Below are 19,867 nucleotides of genomic sequence, written 5' to 3'. Positions count from 1 at the left end.
CCATCATCATCCTGATTTTCACATCCTCAGTTAAGTATTAATAGCCAATTTGCCAACCGGATGAACGGGTGGTGGATGTGGAGGTGCATTGACTGCCATTTGCAGTACACGTCTGATTTGTGGTGGTGGTTGAACGGTTTTTCTCTTTAGTATGTTGTGGTATTGCCTCACTTAAAGCACCAATTAAATTATTTAAAGGTGCATTCTGTTCGGCAATGATATTTTTTTCATTTTCAGCTCGTTGTCTTTCTGCCTCTCGCTCATTGTAAGCTTTAATGACTTCATTTTGTTGAGCCGGGGTTAGGTGTTCCCATTGTTCTTTTGATAAACCGAAATAGGATGGTGCGCAAGCGGTTAAGGCAATGGATAATAGAGAGCATACAAGAAATTGTTTCATATTGACCTCGGAAGGGAAATAATTTTTGCTCCAGTATATCAAAAGTTTGCTTTATTAGATTCTAATGAGTTTGCATTGATGTTCAAGACGAATCTTGCGAAAGAATTTGCACCAATGTTAGGATGATTTAATTCCATTATTTTAAAGTGCAGTAATAACGGCCATGGATAGCCATCTATTGATTAAATTTTTTATTACCATGCTGGCTATTATGAATCCTATTGGCGGTGTGGCAATATTTCTCAGTTTAACCGCCGATTATTCCAAGGAGCAGAGGCGGCGGGAAGCATTAGGAACTGCGTTGGCTGTTTTTTTATTTTAATCATTGTCACTTGGTTAGGAATGTTCATTCTGGAACTTTTTGGCATTAATGTCCCAAGTTTTCGTATAGCCGGTGGCATTATCATTTTATTAATGGGATTGCATATGTTGCAATCTAAGCCCAGTCCCATACATTACACCGTTAAAGAGCAAAACTTGGCAAAAGAACGTGATTCCATTGCCGTTATTCCGATGGCGCTTCCGCTTATTGCCGGACCAGGCGCAATCAGTACTATTGTTATTTATGGCCATAATGCCCATGATTGGATTGGGTATTTACAGATGAGCATGGTGGATGTTGCTTTGGCCGCTGTTGTTGCTGTTTTATTGGTTTTTTCGGGAACCATTGGCCGTTTTCTCGGTGATTCAGGCATAAAAATTGTGACTCGAATCATGGGTTTGATTTTAGCTGCGATGGCGGTGGAAATGATCACCATTGGTTTAAGCAACGTCTTTCCAAAACTGGCCTAACTCTAACACCGTGTAGGATGTTCATGCATCGCCCAATGTGGTTTATTTCATGGCAATCGCATCTAAATTTTGAACATGTATTTGTTTAAAAATTTGTCTTTGCGATAGCGAAGCAACCCAGATCGACACCCTATTGAAAATTGGGTCTGGATGCTTCGCTATCGCAAAGACGACATTTAGGATTATTTTTAGTCATAAGATGCGTTTGCCCTGGGTTTATTGAATATAATCCCAAGAATACCTCATCATCTGCATACATCATGGGTCTATTTGGAGTTGGTTGTTCATGTCTAAACCTTATGTATTAATATTGTATTATTCAAGATATGGTGCGATTGCAAAACTTGCGCAATATATTGCTCGTGGCGTAGGTTATGTGGATGGAGTTGAAGCACGTATCCGAACGGTTCCTCCTGTTTCTGCCACTTGCGAGGCCGTGGATAAGACCATTCCGGACCTTGGAGCCCCTTACGCTTCTTTAGATGATTTACGCCATTGCCAGGCACTTGCTTTGGGAAGTCCCACGCGGTTTGGTAATATGGCAGCCCCTATGAAATATTTTCTGGATGGCACAACACCATTATGGTTGGCTGGTGATTTGGTTAATAAACCGGCCTGCGTTTTTACCTCATCTGCTTCCATGCATGGTGGCCAAGAGACAACTTTGCTGAGTATGATGCTGCCTTTATTGCATCATGGTATGCTGCTCGTAGGGTTACCTTATACAGAACCTGTTTTAAGTGCGACAAAAACAGGCGGGACGCCTTATGGGGCTACCCATGTGTCTGGGATAAATCATGATAATCTTTTGAGTGAGGATGAAATTATTCTGGCCAAAAAACTGGGGGAGCGCTTGGCAAGGATTACGGTGCAAATGAATAAAAAATAAGCGTTGCTGCTTATGCTATGCAACGATAAATATTGGTGAAGGTTGTGAAAATAATTAGTTTTAATGCCAATGGCATTCGCTCAGCAGCCCGTAAGGGCTTTTATGAATGGTTGCAACAGCAGAATGCTGATGTTGTTTGTATTCAAGAAACCAAAGCGCAAATTGCACAATTGATGTCTGAGACGGTGTATTTTCCACAAGATTATCACTGTGATTATTTCGATGCAGTAAAAAAGGCTATAGTGGTGTTGCTATTTATGCTCGAAAAAAGCCATTACAAGTCATTAAGGGCTTAGGTTTTAATTATTGTGACGAAGAAGGTCGCTATATTCAGTTTGATTACCCAAAATTAAGTGTTATATCGCTTTATCTGCCTTCCGGAACGAGCGGGGATGTGCGTCAGGCCATCAAATATGATTTTCTTGATTACTTTGCCAAGCATTTGATGGCGTTGAAAGCCATGGGTCGGGAATTAATCATTTGCGGCGATTACAACATTGCCCATAAAAAGATTGATATTAAAAATTGGCGCGGTAATCAGAAAAACTCAGGATTTTTACCTGAAGAACGTGCCTGGATGGATGAGTTATTCGGAACAATGGGATTTATTGATGCATTTCGCTTGCAAAATCAACAAGAAGAACAATACACCTGGTGGTCGAATCGAGGGCAGGCATGGGCCAAGAATGTGGGGTGGCGTATTGATTATCAGGTGATTACTCCAGGGTTGATTGACAGTGTTGTGCATGTTGATATTTATCGTGAAACAAGATTTTCTGATCACGCGCCTTTATTGATTGAATATCAAGGAGATTGGTGTGCTTAAATTAGCCAGTTGGAATGTGAACTCTCTGAAGGTTCGTTTGGAGCAAGTTATTGCCTGGTTTCAAAACAATGAGGTGGATGTGTTGGCTTTACAGGAAACCAAACTAATTAATGAACAATTCCCTTGTAAAGTATTTCAGGAGATGGGGTTGCATGTGGTTTTTTCCGGCCAGAAAACCTACAACGGCGTAGCCTTGATCAGCAGGCAACCCATTGAATCGGTAGTGACCGATATTCCCGGATTTATTGATCCGCAGCGACGAGTGTTGGTGGCCACTATCGCAGACGTTCGTGTCGTTAATTTGTATGTTCCCAATGGCGGAGAAGTGGGTTCTGATAAATATCAATATAAATTAAATTGGCTGGCAAAAATAACGACATTTATAAAAGAGCAACTGCGTCAATATCCCAAACTGGCGGTGGTGGGCGATTTTAATATTGCTCCAGAAGATAAGGACGTCCATGACCCAATAGCATGGCAAGGATCGGTGCTGGTGAGTCCTCTCGAACGTCAGGCATTTGCAGCACTTCTTGATTTAGGATTAAAAGACAGTTTTCGCCGCCTTCATCCCCAGGAAATCACCTACAGCTGGTGGGACTATCGTGCGGCTGCGTTTCGCCGTAATATGGGCTTGCGTATTGACCATATCTTGCTTAGCGATTCTTTGCTTGAGCGATGTGTGGAAAGTCAGATTGATAGTGAACCGCGTCGCGTAGAACGTCCTTCCGATCATGCCCCTGTTTGGGTCCAGCTTGCCTAGACATCGAGTGACCGTGCGGATTAAAATTTACGTAAATCACAGGGAAAATCATGAGTTATCGGGAAAAAACGCCACAAATCATTTCAATTCTTACGAGAAAATTAAAACCCGGTAAAACAGTTGAAGATTTTCAAAAAGCCCATTTGCCGCCGGGAAATGCGAAAGAAACGGAATTTGGTTATGATGTAGATTACTTTCATGCTCCTACTCGCGTTATTCATGCGGTCAGTGTTGCAGATCCGAGTGTCATTATTTCTATTGGCCTAACTTATGGCAACCCTGAAGTGGTGTTGCAAGAGGTCCATGACAAACTTCCTCTGGAACAAGAGCGGGCGAATAAAATTGCTCAAGTGGCAGATAAAGTTGGGCCATCCATGATTTATTTTGTCGCAAGTGATAATAACTATGGAGGTGCGGATGAAACACAGCTTCCATTGTATGAAGTCACTTCTGAAGTGGTGGCTGCGATTGAATCTCTTATTCCGCAAAAGAAAATAAAAATGAATGAGTGGCTGCGTATCAAATAGACAAAATTTGATTTTAAATAGGATATCTGCTATTGTGCCACGTCATTTATTAATGAGCATGGTGCCTGACAATGATCAGGTGGCGATGCCAGTTAGGTAATTATAGAGAGTAATGATGTTATGAGAGCTTCAATCCATCCTGAATATGAGATCATCAAAGTAACCTGTAGTTGCGGACATTCATTTGAAACTCGTTCGACCTTATGTCATGATTTGGCCATTGAAGTCTGTGCTCAATGCCATCCTTTTTATACAGGCAAGCAAAAGCTGGTGGATACAGGGGGTAGGGTGCAGAAGTTCCGTGATCGCTACAAGTCACGTGGTAACGCGCAAAAAGAGGCTTAAGTTCGTATTAGCAAGTGTTCTTGGCCACTGGTTTTTATAAAATGGAATGTAGGCGCAATGAAAATGCGCCTTTTTTTTGCAAAAAAAAACTGTTCATCCATATCGTTTTTCTATATGATTTTTTTCTGAATTTTTTGAAAAGAGAGTAATCACCTTGGATAAAGATACTGCTTTAAAAGAACGAGCTTTACATTATCATGAATTCCCGGTGCCCGGTAAGTTGGGAGTGCGCATAACCAAGCCAACCAACTCTCAGGATGATTTATCTCTTGCATATACTCCAGGGGTCGCTGAGCCTGTTCTTGCCATTGCGGAAAATCCGGAAAATGCGTATCGCTATACCGCCAAGGGGAATTTGATTGCCATTATGACAAATGGAACTGCCGTGCTTGGCCTGGGTGATGTTGGTGCACTTGCAAGCAAACCTGTTATGGAAGGTAAAGCGGTTTTATTCAAACGTTTTGCTGGTATCGATGTGTTTGATATTGAAATAAATGCAGAGGAACCTCAGGCGTTTATTGCCACTGCTAAAAATATTGCACCAACGTTTGGTGGTATTAATCTTGAAGATATTAAAGCTCCCGAGTGTTTTGATATTGAACAATCCCTTGCAGAACAGCTTAATATCCCAGTATTTCATGATGATCAGCATGGAACAGCAATTGTTGTGGCGGCTGGCTTGCTGAATGCCTTGGAAATACAGCAGAAAAAATTATCTGAAGCACGCATTGTCTGTATTGGAGCTGGTGCTGCAGGAATTGCGTCCATGCGATTGTTAGTGGCTTTAGGGGCCGATAAAAATAAAATGCTGTTATTGGATAGTAAAGGCGTTATCCATACTGGTCGGGAAGATTTAAATGCCTATAAATATGCGTTTGCCAGGGCTACTGAGAGGAGGACGCTGGCGGATGCTTTGGTCGATGCAGACGTTTTTATTGGCGTGGCAAGACCAGATTTGCTGAATGCGGAATTGTTAAGGTTAATGGCCCCCAAACCGGTTATTTTTGCATTGTCCAATCCTAAACCGGAAATCAAACCGGAGGTCGCTTTGAGCATTTGTGACGATTTGATTATTGCGACGGGACGCAGCGACTATCCAAATCAGGTAAATAATGTATTATGTTTTCCTTATATTTTTCGTGGTGCGCTTGATGTGCGGGCAACCCGCATTAATCAGGCCATGCATATTGCGGCGGTAGAAGCGATACGGCAACTTGCACATGAACCGGTTCCCCAGGAGGTTAAAGATAATTATCCTGGAGTAACGGATTGGGAATTTGGGCCTCAATATATTATTCCAAAGCCTATTGATCCCCGTTTACGTGAGCGAGTATCGCTGGCGGTAGCAAATGCCGCCATCGCAAGCGGTGTCAGTCGTTGCAAGAATGCTATATAACATTCCCTAGAATTAGAACTTATGCTTAACCCAATAAGTTAAGGAGAGTATTTTGTCTATAAAAAATGATAAAAGATATCGCTTGATTGCATGGTTAATTTGCAGTTTGGGTGCAATCTATTATGCGTATGAATATTTTTTGCGTATCTCTCCTAGTGTCATGGAGCCACAATTACGCAATCATTTTGATTTATCTGCCAGCGGTTTTGGTTTTTTATCGGCTTTTTATTACTATGCATATGTTCCCATGCAACTTCCCGTTGGTGTTTTGATGGATCGATTCGGTCCCCGACGTCTGTTGACTTTGGCTTGTATGATTTGTGTGATTGGGACCTTTTTATTTGCAGGTACGACAGTATTTTCCGTGGCTGCTTTGGGACGTTTTCTGGTGGGGTTAGGATCTGCTTTTGCCTTTGTTGGTGTTTTAAAGCTGGCAACGATATGGTTACCAGAAGATAAACTGGCGATGGTAGCAGGAATCGCTACTGCCTTAGGGACTATTGGTGCCATGATCGGCGATAATTTATTGGGTCATATGGTGTTCTGGCTGGGTTGGCAATCGACGGTTAATTTCACTGCTATTTTCGGGGTTGGACTGACAATAGTATTATGGTTTGGTATTAAGGACCAAAAGCGCTATCAACGACAAAAAGGAACCATAGATAGCTTTAAGAAAAATATGATTGATTTGGGAATCATTGCTCGCAATAAGCAAATATGGATCAATGGCCTGTATGGTTGTTTGGTTTATTTGCCTACCACGGTCTTTGCCGAATTATGGGGTATTCCTTATTTAATACATGCTCACGGAATTTCAGAGGCTGGTGCTCATTTTGCAAACTCTTTATTATTTCTTGGTTTTACCATTGGTGCTCCACTGATGGGATTTATTTCAGACCACTTTAAAAGGCGAAAACTTCCAATGATGCTTGGGGCAAGCAGTGCAGCCGTGGTCATGATGATGATTTTGTATATGCCTGGTTTAAATCAAATCAGTTTAAATGCATTAATGGTTCTTTTAGGATTGCTCTACAGTGCACAAGCGATTGTTTTTGCAGTTGGCCGTGAGTTAAGCCCTAAAGAAGCCGCTGGAACAGCCATTGCAATGACCAATATGATTGTGATGATTGGCGCCATGTTTTTGCAACCATTAGTTGGTCGGCTATTGGATTGGAGTGCACGTTCGCATGCAACAACCTTGTCCATTCAAGATATTCCATTAGATAAAATGCAGCAATTTTATACCGCGGATGATTATCAATTTGCAATGTCCATTATTCCTCTTGGTATTTTGCTGGCAGCCATCTTAACGCTCTTTTTAAGAGAAACCTATGCTCATGCTGACTCAAATGTTTGAAGGTAGTTTGACAAAACGGAAACAAATTTATTTTGGCTCACTGGTTTGTGCTATAGGCGCGGTGTTTTACTGTTATGAATTCGTATTAAGAATTATTCCTGGAGCATTGCAAAGTGAGTTGAGTGCAGTATTTGGCCATATTTCTGCTTCAACGTTCGGTCAGTTGTCTGCGTTTTATTATTTTGCATATTCTCCGATGCAATTACCGGTTGGTATGTTGATGGATCGTTTCGGGCCCCGGCGGTTATTAACATTTGCTTGTTTATGTTGCACCATCGGCTCCTTCATGTTTATGTGTTTTTCCTCCATGCTCATTGCCGGATGCGGTCGTTTTTTAGTCGGTTTTGGCTCTTCTTTTGCTTTTGTCGGGGTATTATCGTTGGCCATGTATTGGCTGCCTCAGCGATACTTTTCATTAGTAGCAGGGTTAATTACTACACTAGGTATGTTAGGGTTGGTGTATGGGGAAGTAAAAATCACGGAACTGGCATTGACCATGGGACTGCGACCGGTATTGTTTTTGATGGTTGTGTTTGGTGCTTTGCTTTCTCTGTTAATTTTTCTAATCGTTCGGGATGGACCCGGAGGCCATCATGTAAAAATGCAGCCATTAACAGAATTTTTTCAGAATGTTTGGCGCGTGCTCACGTCCTCTGAGGTTTGGTTGATAGGTTTTGTGGGGGCGTGCCTTTATACCTCATTATCTGTATTTGGCGAATTATGGGGTAAAACTTATCTGGAACAGGCGCATCATTTGACAAAAGTTGAAGCGGCAAGAACCATTTCTGTCATGTTTCTTGGCTGGGCTGTGGGAGCGCCGGTGGCGGGATATTTTTCTGATTTAACGGGTCGCCGCGTACTGCCGCTTGTCATAGGTGCTATCCTATCGTTGATATGCATCAGTTTGGTGTTGTATGCTCCCGGGCTTTCCTACTGGTCCTTAAATGTATTGTTGTTTTTCTATGGCGTATTCAGTGCAACTGAGATTATTGTGTTTGTGATGGCTAAAGAAAATAGTGGCGCACAATTATCGGGTACTGTCTTTGCGGTAACGAACATGATTGTTACGTTAGGCGGGGTTATTTTCCAGCCATTAGTTGGTAAGTTATTGGATACGTTTGGTGATGGCGGTATAGTGGCTGGTGAGCATATCTATACCATGGTTGATTATCAGTTAGCCTTATCGGTTCTTCCTCTTTCTTTGCTGATGGTAATGGTCGTTGCATTTTTCTTAAAAGACTTTAGAACCATCACAAATTAGTAGTTAACGTTTTTATTCTGTCAGGATGTCGTGGTTTGGTTTCATTGTGTATTAACGAAAAATGACAAGCAATTCGTTGACTGACAAACGACGGTGGATCTGGCAACTGATGGAACGAGTGACGGCAAACGATTTAATGTCTCCAAAACGATAATAATGACGAGTAAAATCCGTATCATGATTGGAAATAATAACGGTGATGCCTCTGGCGGCACTTTCCATGGCTAATTCAGCAAGAATGATTTGTTCCTGTTCTCCAAATTTCTTATCCGTATAAGACGTAAAGTTACTATTTTGTAAGCGTGGAGCATAGGGAGGATCACAATAAATCAAATCACCTGGTGTGGCATGAGCAAACGTATCTCGAAAATCGCTGTGGATAAATTTGGCTTTTTGACTTTTCTGATGAAAGTATTCCATTTCGGCTTTAGGGAAATAAGGCTTCTGATAGCGGCCAAAAGGGACATTATAAATGCCTTTTTGATTATAACGGCATAATCCATTGTACCCGTGCCGGTTTAAATATAAAAACAAAGCAGCTCTTTGCCTTGCCTCAGTGCATTGATTGAATTGATCACGAAAATCATAATAGCGTCCGGCACAATTATTGGTATGGCAGAAATATTGTTCACAGAAAGAAATGAAGGAGTGTCCTTCCGTTTGCAGGCAGGAGAACAGGGCAATCAAATCTTTATTTTCTTCGGCCAGTAAATAGCGAGGATAATCCGAATTAATAAATACAGCCGCAGAACCGGCAAAGGGTTCGATCAAACGATTTGCGGTTGGTAAGGAGTTTAAAATATTATCAAGACAGCGATACTTATTGCCTGCCCATTTTAAAAACGGTCTTATTTTTATCATGCTCATTAGGTAGTGTATGCTAACTGTGCATTAATCGGTTTTGGATAATAATAACAAAAATTGGCTTTTAATCGCATACTTAAAAATAGGAATAAGATGAGACTGAACTTCTTTTCTTTCCCCCTTCGGATGTCTTGGTTAATCTTGAGAGAAAGGCCTTGCAAACTTGCATGGCCTTTGCTTGACACTGTTTACGCTAACTCGATATGATGCATGCAACCTCAATGTTTAAGGGGTGTTGTTATGGATGAACTTGATAAGTTATTAAGACCTTCCTGGGAAGCCGAAAAATGGATTCAGGAAGGCTGGAAAAAAATAACTGAAAAAGAAAGAACACAGATTAAAAAGCGCATTTCTGATTTATTTAAAAATGGCCTGCCTTTTGAGCTGAAGCAAGATAAACGATTACTATATGTATACACTTTTTCACTATTGGCGCAATTAGAGGTATTAGCTATTCAGGTGCCGCTGACGTTTGAAGAAAAATTAAGCTCCTTATTTCATAAGGAGCTGATGCATAATTTATTGGTAGATGAAATTTTTCGTGGCATTTTATTCACCAGGATTCTCTACATACTATGCGCACCGCATGCTTTGCCACCCGCGCATAATGAAAATATTGAGATACTCTGTAATTTTATTCGCAATGAAGACTGTCCCAAAATTGCTATAGTATTGCTCAATTTAAATCAAATCTGGATAGAGGAAATTTTCCAAGCATTGCAAAGAAGTAATATCGCCCCCAACTTATTTGCTACGATTCTGAATGAGGAGCATCGGCTTGTATGTGAAGCAGATCTGGAGCGAGGGGTTGGTCTGCCAGATGCTGATGAAGTGCATAAAAAATTTGAATATCTTGAAGAGCAGTTGCTAAAAAATTTATTCTTGGAACAGAAGAGCGTGCTCTCAGTGTGTTCTTTGCTGGGAGCGCAGGGAACCATGAATTTCATACAAGCCATTAATGAAAGACGAAGCCAGCTGATAGATAAAATTAACATAGAGCATGGGGAGACATGGAAATTTTTTATGAAAATCGGTATGAATTTTCTTCCTGAAATTCAGTTGCAAGGAAAAATACAAAAAATGCTGATGTGGCCTAACCCAGACGCCATGCTATAAATAATAAAATAGTGGCAATGAAGCCAATGAGCGCCAGGCTAAATCGTCCCCCTGGTACGATGACCATGGAATCTTGGGTACATGCATTACGTCCTCGCCAAGCCATGACTGATGGCAGCAGGAGTAATAAGATGACGCAGCAAATGCCTGCATAACCTAGTGCTTTTAGATAAATACCTGGATTAAACATGACAATCACTAAAGGAGGCAGAAACGTTAATGCCAAAGTCAGTTGTCCTTGTTTGCCTGCCTTTTTAAGTTTTAAACCATCTGCAAGAAAATCAAATAAACCCAAAGAAACACCTAGAAAGGCAGTAATCATGCAAATTGATGTAAAAAACTCGAAAAATCGAGTAATTAATTGACTTTGTACCGCGTCACTTAAGGCCTCTGTTAAACCGCTGGTGGCATGCTCACTATTCATAAGTGCCAGTAAGCCATTGCTACCGTCGCGATGCACAACTCCCATAATGACTGCTTCCCACACGATGTAACAAACCAATGGAATAAGCGAGCCAAATACAATAACTTTGCGTAACGCTGGAATATCGTCTTTGAAATATTCGCGCAAGCTGGGAACAATAGAAGCAAAGCCAAATGAGGTGATTAAAATCATAAGACTGCCTGTGATGGCTGGCAGTGAACCGCCGCGCCAGGTCGGTACCTCAATATGTGGACTAATAATCAATACAAGCAATAAATAAATCCCTAATTTGCCAAACATTAAGCCACGATTAACGTAATCTACTGCTCGGATGCCGCTGTAAATAACTAGACTAAAGAGTAGAGTAAAGCTTAGGGCGGTTAGCCAATTTGGCAAGTCGATGTGCATTTTGTGCAAAAGACTGCTAAATACATCGCTGCCTCCGGAAATGTAGGCAGCAAGTAAAGTATAAAGTAGGAAAAGATACGTTATCCAGGCGATGACTTGTCCTGGTAATCCGAGCGTTGAGCGTGCCATCGACACCATATTACTGCCTGCTGGAAGGCGCAAATTAACTTCAAGAATTAATAATGCACCCGCGGTCATAATGAGCCAACAGGCAATTAAAAAGAAAATGGAATTGCTAATGCCTGCAGCGGCAGTAGAAACGGGAAGTGCCAGCATTCCGCCACCAATGGAGGTTCCAACAATGAGTAATATACCACCTATGAGCTTAGAGTTGAGCACAGACATTCCAATTGTTTAAAAATAAAACAAAATGTTAATTTAAATTTCATTTTTTGTCAATATGAATCTTGGCAGCGTACTCCAGATAATACCAACAAGCAAGTACTGAACCTTGTTCTATATTGCTAAAAAAAGTAGAAGCAGAGAACTGATAATCACCAGCATTTGACTCGCTCGTCCACCCGGGACAATGAAGGCTGGAGAAAAATGCTTTCTGCCGAAATAAGACATTAATGCAGGCAGTAGTAATAAGAGTATTACGCAGAAAAATCCCGCATAATTTAAAGCGTGAATGTAGGCGCCTGGGTAATAAATAACCAAAATCAATGGCGGCAGAAAGGTTAATAAAAACAAGCCTAACCCTTCTTTTCCTTTTGCAGAAAGGTTAAGACCGTCTCCCAAAAAACTGATAAGACATAAGGAGACTCCCAGAAAGGCAGTCAACATACAAATGGAGGTGAAAAAATTAAATAAAGAACTGATGGTGCTGTTATTTACTGCATTGGAAAGCATGATTGCCAGTGAGCTGGTCGTATGTTCATCGTGCATCAATGATATTAAACCGTCATCTCCATTGGCGGGAAGAGTGCCCATAATAACGGCATCCCAAGCGATATAACAAAGCAATGGAATAAGAGAGCCAATCAAAACCACTCTTTTTAAAGAGTGAACATTGTCATTAAAATATTCACGAAGATTGGGAACAATGATGGCAAAGCCATAGGATGTAATTAGAATCATGATGGTTCCTGTGATGTACTGGACATTTCCATCTTGAAAATGATGCACGTTCGTATAAGGCGAGATTAGAACGATGAGAATGAAATAAGCTCCTAGCTTGGCAAACATGAGGACACGATTGAGCAAATCAACCTGACGAATCCCGCCATACACGATAACACCAAAAAGCACTGTAAATACAATGGATAGCTGCCATTCACTGGCATGAACGCTGATTAGCCGCAGTAATCCGCCCAGTACATCTGCTCCTCCTGAAATATAAGCAGAAAGCAAAGTATAGAGCAAAAAAAGATAACTCAGCCAGGCGACAAGTAATCCTGGCTTGCCAAGGGTTGCTGCTGCCATTGAAACCATGTTTTTACCTGGAGGAAGATACAGATTAACTTCCAAAATGAAAAAAGCACCTAGTGTCATGATTATCCAGCACAACAGCAAGAAAAGCGAAGATTGCCAAAAACCTGTTGCTGCATTGGCAACGGGCAAGGCAAGCATACCACCGCCTATGGAGGTACCAACGATAAGAAGAATTCCACCAACAAATCTAGAACGCATGAATGGATTGAGTCGATAACGGATTGTTCATCATATCAGAACATCTGAATGTGAACAATTTCGCGGGTTTAGCCCATCAGGAAAGAACATGCTATGTGGTTATAATTTTTGCCATTATTCTCGCTTGCGTGGAAATGGGCGTTCCTATAGGAGATATCGTACTCCCACCAGTAGTTCGATAGCACGAACTTTACCGAAAATATGTTCATCTCCTGTTTTGGGTAATACGCCTGTATCAAATTTTCCTAAAGAAACATATTGCAGATTGGTGGTTAAGGATAACTTATCCGTGAGTGATTTTGATAAGCCTACGCCGCCTGCCCAGGCAAGATTGGATGTGGTTGTGCCAACAAAATTGTATGTCCATCCAGGTATTTCCGGAGCATATTGAGTGGCGGTGGTTTTATTCCAGACTGCGCCAACTCCCAAGGTAATAAAGGGAGTAACGCTTTGCAAGGGAATGTCATAATATCCTTGTACAAGCAATGCGTTGGATTGAATACGTAACTTTTGTATGCCTATCACAGCGAGTGAAGGGAAATAATATTCCCGATTAAAGCCACTTTGACCCTGAAAGAGCCCTCTAAGTTCTAGGCGTACAGGTAATTGCATCGGTAAGACACTGCTGCCTAAAGCGATTGAACCTGCGGCAATTGCAGAGTAATTACTTTGTTGAGCCAATTGCGGAGCTCGGGGATTTTGAAACGTGACATCGCTGATTTTTTCGGAAGCAATGCCGGCGTCGATGTTAATATAAGGTGCCCAATTGGTAGCAGCAAAACTTAGGCTTGTGAAGCTGGATAATAAAAATAGAGTCACTCTTAAATTAAATAATTTTAAGGGTTGCATCGTCGTAATTCCTATCATTCTCATCATAGCTAATGATTAATAGCTGCACCAGTTTGCAATACTTGTTGCATTAAATACAGGGATTGTAAACATCAAACCTTCAAGCTTTGCTTTTTTTCAGGAAAGCAACCATCCTCATTGGCTTTACTTGGTCATGCCTAGATAAGCCATGGGTGGTGTTGAAGGTTGACCTGGGGTATTTAGCCATTGTATTTCAATGCGGCGATTATAAGCGCTGCCATGAATCCATCGATTGTCGCCTATTGGATGCTTATCACTATAGCCTTCTGCACGGAGTCGATGCGCATCGATATTATGCGCCCATAGGAAAGTTAACATCGTTTCGGCTTGAGCCTGCGACAGCATTTTTTTATGACGACGCGAGCCAACGTTATCGGTGAATGCCGCAACATACACAGGAGTACATGGATAAAATTTAAGAAGACGAACGATATTCATCAGTCCTGGATAGCTTAATTCATTGAGAACTGGGCTATTAAACAAATAATAATTATCGGTTGGTACAATTAAGGTAATGGTATCCCCATATTGTACATATTGAATGTCTTGTTTTTGTAGTTCTTTAATAATGGCAGGCCTTAAGTTTTTTTGATAGCCAATAAAGGAACCACTTACCCCGCCAACTACCGCCCCGGCTGCTACGCTTCCTGCAACCCCGCCCGCAATAGCGCCTACCATTGCACCAAAACCGCCGCCAAAGGTCGAATATCTCAGGGTGCGTTTATCTTCTTGAAAATTATTATAAGGAGGATGAAAACAGCTGGTTAATGTCAAAGCAAACAACCCGACCCACGCCATGCGCCCAGTAGATATCCCAACCGACATTTTTACTCCTGTAGCAATTTAATGTTTCCATTATTAAGCATCCCTTATGATTTCGCAATCAGCACTTAAGTTTTCCTGATTAAATAATAATTTACAAGGTTGTCTTGCAAGATTATAAATTAATAGCATGCCCAATCATTGGGGGTAAGATAATCTTTTATAGGTGCTATGTATTGGCAGGATAGAAAATGATAGTTTATAGCTAATCGTAGTGAATTATTTCCGTAGCTCTGTATGTATGTGGGTGGTATGAAAGCGAACAAAAATTAATTAATAAGGATTTTTAACGGTGACTGATAAAACGACGCTTGACAATCCAACATTATTCTCATTGTCTTTGGCAGCACTTGGGGTTGTTTATGGTGATATAGGCACAAGCCCTCTGTATGCCATGCGGGAATCGCTTGATGGGCTTCCTATCAATTTGGCGGATGTTCTCGGAGTCCTGTCGCTTATTTTCTGGTCCCTTATTTTAGTTATTTCTTTTAAATATCTGGTGATTTTATTCCGTGCCGATAACAATGGTGAAGGTGGAATCCTTGCCCTTTTAGCCCTGTTAAAACGTTTTATTGGCGATAAAACACAAATATTTTTTATTTTAGGCATTTTTGGGGCAGGCTTGATGCTGGGAGATGGCATGTTAACTCCGGCAATCTCAGTCATCAGTGCCATAGAGGGGTTTCATGTTATTGTGCCGGAATTGTCGCATTGGGTTTTGCCATTGACGAGCATTATCTTGATTGGATTATTTTCTGTACAATCTTACGGTACGGCAAAAATTGGCTTTGTTTTTGGCCCAATCATTTTTATCTGGTTTGTGATTTTGGCCATACTGGGAGCCGTGCAGATTATTCATAACCCAGTGGTGCTTAAAGCCATCAATCCAATCTATGCATACGATTTTTTTAAAATCAATGGCTGGAAGGGCTATGCTTTATTAGGCGGTATATTTTTGGTTGTCACGGGCGGTGAAGCGTTGTATGCCGACTTGGGGCATTTTGGCAAAAAACCCATCCGCATTAGCTGGTTTTTGGTGGCTTTGCCGGGCTTATTATTGAATTATTTTGGCCAGGGCGCTTATTTGTTAAATCACCCGGAAGCCATTGCAAATCCATTTTATCTGCTTGCTCCAAAATGGTTTTTATTTCCTTTGTTAATCATTGCAACGTTGGCAACCATTATTGCATCGCAAGCCGTAATTTCAGCTACTTTTTCATTGACTAAACAGGCGGTATTGTTAGGCTTGTATCCGCATTTGCCGATCGTACAGACCTCCAAATCCAAAAAAGGTCAAATTTACATTCCTCAAATGAATCTTGTTCTTGCCATAGGAACCTTACTCCTAATTGTTACTTTTAAAAATTCAAATGCATTGGCTCATGCGTATGGAATCGCAGTGAACTTGGTGATGATCTTGACCAGCGTATTGATTGTTTATTTGGCCATTAAGAAATGGCGTTGGAATCCTGTGATACTCATTGCTTTATTTTCTTTCTCGGGCGCCATCGATGTTGCATTTTTAGGAGCTAATATTCAAAAAATCATAACTGGGGGATGGGTGCCTATTATATTTGCGCTTGCATGTGCTTTTATTATGTATACTTGGCATCAAGGTCGGCAGTATTTATATAAGGCGTATTATATGAAAAAGGAGGAATTATCAAAAATATTGAAGCAATTTGATTATAAAAGTCTGAATCGATTGCCGGAAACCACGGCAATCTTCATCACAGACATCTACGATAAAAGCGGTGGAAGTTTTCTTCATTTTTTAAAATTAAACCGGGCGTTGCCGGAGCATATTTTAATCATCAATTACATCGTCGAGGATACGCCTTATGTTGCGTCGCCGGATCGTTTCGAAGTCTCCTGTCTGAAGGAAAATATCTGTGAGTTAACATTGCATTATGGGTTTATGGATACCGTTTCCATTCCGCAAGCACTTTACATTGCCAATGATCGGCAAATTCTTCCTTTTCAAGTCAATATTGAAACAGCGACTTATATGATTGAAATTCCTAATGTAGTTGCCAGTAAGAAGCAACACACCCTTTGGTTTTATTGGCAGGAAAAATTATTTGCTTTTTTGGTAAGGAATTATTCTGCTAATTTAAATATTGAATTTTATCAGTTACCATACAACCGAACGATTGCATTGGGTACCTATTATATGATTTAGAAGTTTCAAAATCTGTCTTCATAGTCTAACCACGGGGCTAAAAGCCTCGATTTTCTGCGTTCCTGTCCTTTAAAATTCAGCCTGATGACTTTGAAAACAGGTTCTCATAGTAACAATCTCTTGTTTTTTCCTAGTGCAGTTTCCCGCTGCAAGTTCACGATTAAGTGGCGTTGCAGCCGATGGATAGAGGTTGAGTAGGCAATACCACCTGCACATTAATTCCATCAATGGTTGGGCTTTTTCTGGCGTCACGCAAATAGTCAATTAAAGAAACATCCACCGTATGGTTATGAATGGAGGAGGCTTGGCGAAATATTAATGTGCCATGTTTCCAAAAAACAAATCCAAGATGAGAAACGTTAAGACAAGTACCAATTTGTTTGCGCAAGTCCCAATTTGGGCGGACAATTTCAATAATTGCGCCGTTGGGTATTTGCTTAAATAGGTATTCATTGGCTCTTCCTGAAGAATCAAAGAGAGCCGACAAAGGAAGGTATGGTATAGAGGCATTTAAGGCTTTTAATTTGCGGCCTTTATTTTTTAATTCATCCAAGCGCTTTGTTTGTTCTGATGCATTTGTGTTATTAAGGCGAATGTTCTTATCAGTAAAATGTTGATACCAGGCTGGTTTGTTGATTAAAGCATTGGCTATTTTGGCAACGGGTTGATTATTTTTATCCTTAATTGTGGTCGTAATGTCTTTCAGGAAGCCTTGTTTTTGATTATTTTGATTCCAGTCAAGACTTGCAAAATGATTGCGGTCAATAAAGGATACCTGTCCATTACGATAACGGATTTTGCGGATGCATTGTTTGAACGTAGAGACATTATTAGCAAAAGCAATGGCAAGCACGGTATCCACATAAGTTTCACAATCAAAAGCATCCATACGATAGAGTGGATATTGATCGTATCGACCTTCATCTCCTTCCCCTAAAGCACCAAGCAAATAGGGTTTGCCAAGCAATTTTGCACTGATGACGTCAAGTCGTGTTGCCATATCGGATATCGGCATCTGATTTAGGCTATGGTATAGTTGGTCAATTATTTGATCCGTTTTGGGGTGGAGTTTGTTGGATTTGCCCACAGTGGTAATGAGAATAATATCATGCCCGTAAGCAGCAATTTTAAGGTGGTTGAAGTATTCATCATGTCCCCAACTAAAAAAATCAAAATAATCGATGATGTTATCTTCTCAATGAAGATGGGTAAAGTAGGCGAGTCATCATGGAGGGGATAACATGTTGAATGCAATATGGCTAGGGATGATTTTTCTGGCTGTTATCGTTGGCCTTATTCAAGGTAGAATTGATCAAGTGGTGCACGCAGTAACGGATTCTGCCAAATTGGGTTTTGAAGTAGCCATTGGCTTGACAGGGATCATGGCTTTATGGCTTGGTATCATGGGTATCGCTTCAGAATCTGGGCTGGTGAATGTGTTTGCCCGTGTTGTAAGACCAATTTTTCGGCGATTATTCCCGGATGTTCCCGCGGAGCATCCTGCCATGGGAGCAATGCTGCTCAATATTGCAGCAAATATGCTGGGGCTTGCTAATGCCGCTACACCATTTGGACTTCAGGCCATGAAGGAGTTACAACGTTTGAATACCCATGTGCATACAGCCAGCAATTCTATGTGCACCTTTTTGGCTATTAATACGTCAAGCGTGCAATTGATTCCAGCGACGGCCATTGCATTTCTTGCGGCAAACGGTAACTTGCAACCCAGTAATGTTATTTTTAGTTCATTGATAGCGACGACGGTTTCAACAACAGTGGGTATCATCGCAGTAAAACAGCTAGCGAAGCTGCCTTGTTATCAAATAAAAGCAAATGGTAATGAATGAGCGACTTAGCCACCCAAATATCTAACTGGATTTTTCTGGCATTTATAGTGGGTATTCCTCTTTATGGTGCCATAAAAAAAATTAATGTTTTTGACGCATTTATTAATGGCGCAAAACAAGGATTTGAAACCAGCGTCAGTATTATCCCCTATTTAATTGCCATGATGGTCGCTATTGCAATGCTACGTGCATCGGGTTTTTTTGAACTGTTATATTCTTTGCTGGCCCCATTATTGACTACGATTGGCATGCCGGCTGAATTATTGCCTCTTGCTTTAATTCGTCCTTTCTCAGGTAGTGCAGCCACTGGTGTGATGGCTGAATTAATCCATGAACATGGAGGGAATTCATTTATTGCTAAAGCGGCCGCAACCATGATGGGTAGTACAGAAACCACCTTTTATGTGATTGCCGTTTATTTTGGAGCAGTCGGAATTCGCCGTACCCGTCATGCAATTCCTGCCGGATTGTTGGCGGATCTTGCCGGAATTATTGCAACGGTGATTGTTTGTCGTTATCTGTTTGCCTAAGCTTTAAACGCTAAGCAACCTTCTTGGTTGCCTTTTTGCCAGAAGTTGCAAGCTGCGCTTCTTCAAAGAGCTTCATTTGCGCGAGAAGCGTGGAGGCATTCGCGCTAAACGAAGCCATCTCTCTTGATGAAACAGATGCTGCGCGTGGCAGGTCGACCGTCATAGGATTTTTAGGTTGTCTATTAATATGAAATTCATAATGACAATGCGGTCCACTGGCTAATCCGGTTTGTCCAACATATCCTATGATTTGTCCGCGTTTAACTCGATCCCCTCTGGACAGTCCTTTTTGAAATTTAAGCATATGAGCATATACCGTGCTGTGTTTTTTGTCGTGTACGATTTTAATCATATTGCCATAACCGCTATGACGGCCAATGGTTTCTATTTTCCCATCTCCCACAGCACGGATTGGTGTGCCAATGGGAGCGGCTAAATCAACTCCTTTATGAGGTCTTTTGTAATGTAAAATAGGATGCATTCGAGCTAAGCTGAAGGTTGAACTAATGTGGCTGAATATTAATGGGTAACGCGTAAAAGCTTTTCTTAAGCTGATGCCCTGCGGTGTGAAATAATTATAATCCCCTGCTTTATTCTTATGGCGTATGGCTTGATGGGCTTT

At 41.1% G+C, this 19,867-nt stretch carries 19 protein-coding genes and 2 pseudogenes (1 of these 21 only partly in view); 13 read left to right on the top strand and 8 right to left on the bottom strand.

The genetic code is table 11. From position 1 onward, the window contains the following. Nucleotides 1-37: 37 nt before the first annotated feature. A complete protein-coding gene (locus tag LOA_RS11045; protein ID WP_025386393.1) occupies nucleotides 38-397 on the bottom strand; it encodes a hypothetical protein in 360 nt (119 codons plus the stop codon). 163 nt (nucleotides 398-560) lie between these two features. On the opposite strand from LOA_RS11045, the pseudogene LOA_RS11040 reads away from it, so the two are divergent. From LOA_RS11040 to LOA_RS11000, 9 genes and pseudogenes are all read left to right on the top strand, one after another. Beyond that, nucleotides 561-1,189 (top strand): annotated as a pseudogene (locus LOA_RS11040) (MarC family protein). 286 nt (nucleotides 1,190-1,475) lie between these two features. After that, entirely contained in the window at nucleotides 1,476-2,078 is a 603-nt protein-coding gene (gene wrbA, locus LOA_RS11035; RefSeq protein ID WP_025386392.1) for an NAD(P)H:quinone oxidoreductase, read from the top strand. A gap of 44 nt (nucleotides 2,079-2,122) precedes the next feature. Beyond that, nucleotides 2,123-2,904, top strand: a pseudogene (locus tag LOA_RS11030) (exodeoxyribonuclease III). Continuing rightward, nucleotides 2,897-3,664, top strand: coding sequence for an exodeoxyribonuclease III (gene xth / locus LOA_RS11025; RefSeq protein WP_025386391.1), 768 nt, complete (start codon nucleotides 2,897-2,899; stop codon nucleotides 3,662-3,664). Before LOA_RS11030 ends, xth begins: the two are co-directional and overlap by 8 nt. A gap of 50 nt (nucleotides 3,665-3,714) precedes the next feature. Further along, nucleotides 3,715-4,191 (top strand): hypothetical protein, encoded by a 477-nt coding sequence (locus tag LOA_RS11020; protein WP_025386390.1) that lies wholly within the window; start codon nucleotides 3,715-3,717, stop codon nucleotides 4,189-4,191. A gap of 120 nt (nucleotides 4,192-4,311) precedes the next feature. Continuing rightward, complete coding sequence (rpmE, locus tag LOA_RS11015) at nucleotides 4,312-4,536, top strand: 50S ribosomal protein L31 (protein WP_025386389.1); 225 nt, start codon at nucleotides 4,312-4,314, stop codon at nucleotides 4,534-4,536. Nucleotides 4,537-4,690: 154 nt separating this feature from the next. Continuing rightward, on the top strand, nucleotides 4,691-5,932 hold the full coding sequence (locus tag LOA_RS11010) for a malic enzyme-like NAD(P)-binding protein (RefSeq protein WP_025386388.1): 1,242 nt from the start codon (nucleotides 4,691-4,693) through the stop codon (nucleotides 5,930-5,932). Between the two features lie 52 nt (nucleotides 5,933-5,984). Further along, nucleotides 5,985-7,289 carry an MFS transporter gene (locus tag LOA_RS11005; RefSeq protein WP_025386387.1) on the top strand — a complete coding sequence of 435 codons (1,305 nt, stop codon included), beginning with the start codon at nucleotides 5,985-5,987 and terminating at the stop codon, nucleotides 7,287-7,289. After that, nucleotides 7,282-8,550: an MFS transporter gene (locus LOA_RS11000; RefSeq protein WP_025386386.1), complete on the top strand. Its 1,269-nt coding sequence runs from the start codon at nucleotides 7,282-7,284 to the stop codon at nucleotides 8,548-8,550. Before LOA_RS11005 ends, LOA_RS11000 begins: the two co-directional genes overlap by 8 nt. 51 nt (nucleotides 8,551-8,601) lie before the next feature. Here LOA_RS11000 and LOA_RS10995 read toward each other — a convergent pair whose 3' ends face one another. After that, a complete protein-coding gene (locus LOA_RS10995; RefSeq protein WP_025386385.1) occupies nucleotides 8,602-9,411 on the bottom strand; it encodes a Dam family site-specific DNA-(adenine-N6)-methyltransferase in 810 nt (269 codons plus the stop codon). Nucleotides 9,412-9,654: 243 nt separating this feature from the next. Here LOA_RS10995 and LOA_RS10990 point away from each other — a divergent pair, with 243 nt between their 5' ends. Then, on the top strand, nucleotides 9,655-10,530 hold the full coding sequence (locus LOA_RS10990; protein ID WP_025386384.1) for a hypothetical protein: 876 nt from the start codon (nucleotides 9,655-9,657) through the stop codon (nucleotides 10,528-10,530). Here the strand turns inward: LOA_RS10990 and LOA_RS10985 are convergent. The 4 genes from LOA_RS10985 to cmpA all read right to left on the bottom strand — a co-directional run bounded on the left by LOA_RS10985 (nucleotide 10,508) and on the right by cmpA (nucleotide 14,689). Further along, nucleotides 10,508-11,701, bottom strand: coding sequence for an amino acid permease (locus LOA_RS10985; protein WP_025386383.1), 1,194 nt, complete (start codon nucleotides 11,699-11,701; stop codon nucleotides 10,508-10,510). The two genes, LOA_RS10990 and LOA_RS10985, sit on opposite strands and share 23 nt — an antisense overlap. Before the next feature lie 117 nt (nucleotides 11,702-11,818). Next, complete coding sequence (locus LOA_RS10980; RefSeq protein ID WP_025386382.1) at nucleotides 11,819-12,994, bottom strand: amino acid permease; 1,176 nt, start codon at nucleotides 12,992-12,994, stop codon at nucleotides 11,819-11,821. Between the two features lie 144 nt (nucleotides 12,995-13,138). After that, the gene (locus LOA_RS10975) at nucleotides 13,139-13,861 is read right to left on the bottom strand and encodes an outer membrane protein (RefSeq protein ID WP_158423054.1); all 723 of its coding nucleotides are present in this window, start codon (nucleotides 13,859-13,861) and stop codon (nucleotides 13,139-13,141) included. A gap of 126 nt (nucleotides 13,862-13,987) precedes the next feature. Beyond that, the gene (gene cmpA / locus LOA_RS10970) at nucleotides 13,988-14,689 is read right to left on the bottom strand and encodes a C-OmpA-like family protein CmpA (RefSeq protein WP_025386380.1); all 702 of its coding nucleotides are present in this window, start codon (nucleotides 14,687-14,689) and stop codon (nucleotides 13,988-13,990) included. A 289-nt stretch (nucleotides 14,690-14,978) separates the two neighbouring features. Between cmpA and LOA_RS10965 the strand changes: the two genes are divergently transcribed. Then, the gene (locus LOA_RS10965; RefSeq protein WP_025386379.1) at nucleotides 14,979-16,868 is read left to right on the top strand and encodes a potassium transporter Kup; all 1,890 of its coding nucleotides are present in this window, start codon (nucleotides 14,979-14,981) and stop codon (nucleotides 16,866-16,868) included. Nucleotides 16,869-17,028: 160 nt separating this feature from the next. Here LOA_RS10965 and LOA_RS10960 read toward each other — a convergent pair whose 3' ends face one another. After that, nucleotides 17,029-17,883 carry an N-acetylmuramoyl-L-alanine amidase-like domain-containing protein gene (locus LOA_RS10960; protein WP_025386378.1) on the bottom strand — a complete coding sequence of 285 codons (855 nt, stop codon included), beginning with the start codon at nucleotides 17,881-17,883 and terminating at the stop codon, nucleotides 17,029-17,031. A 226-nt stretch (nucleotides 17,884-18,109) separates the two neighbouring features. Between LOA_RS10960 and LOA_RS10955 the strand changes: the two genes are divergently transcribed. After that, nucleotides 18,110-18,715 (top strand): nucleoside recognition domain-containing protein, encoded by a 606-nt coding sequence (locus tag LOA_RS10955; protein WP_025386376.1) that lies wholly within the window; start codon nucleotides 18,110-18,112, stop codon nucleotides 18,713-18,715. Next, on the top strand, nucleotides 18,712-19,245 hold the full coding sequence (locus LOA_RS10950; protein WP_025386375.1) for a spore maturation protein: 534 nt from the start codon (nucleotides 18,712-18,714) through the stop codon (nucleotides 19,243-19,245). Before LOA_RS10955 ends, LOA_RS10950 begins: the two co-directional genes overlap by 4 nt. Before the next feature lie 10 nt (nucleotides 19,246-19,255). Here LOA_RS10950 and LOA_RS10945 read toward each other — a convergent pair whose 3' ends face one another. Further along, nucleotides 19,256-19,867: the end of a peptidoglycan DD-metalloendopeptidase family protein gene (locus tag LOA_RS10945; protein WP_042239362.1), read on the bottom strand. Its footprint extends 858 nt past the window's final position; the window shows 612 of its 1,470 coding nt (coding positions 859-1,470); the start codon falls outside the window, past its right edge; the stop codon is at nucleotides 19,256-19,258.

The sequence above is a fragment of the Legionella oakridgensis ATCC 33761 = DSM 21215 genome (assembly GCF_000512355.1).
In the GTDB taxonomy this organism is placed as follows: domain Bacteria; phylum Pseudomonadota; class Gammaproteobacteria; order Legionellales; family Legionellaceae; genus Legionella_A; species Legionella_A oakridgensis.
This window is presented reverse-complemented; position numbering and strand designations above follow the sequence as displayed.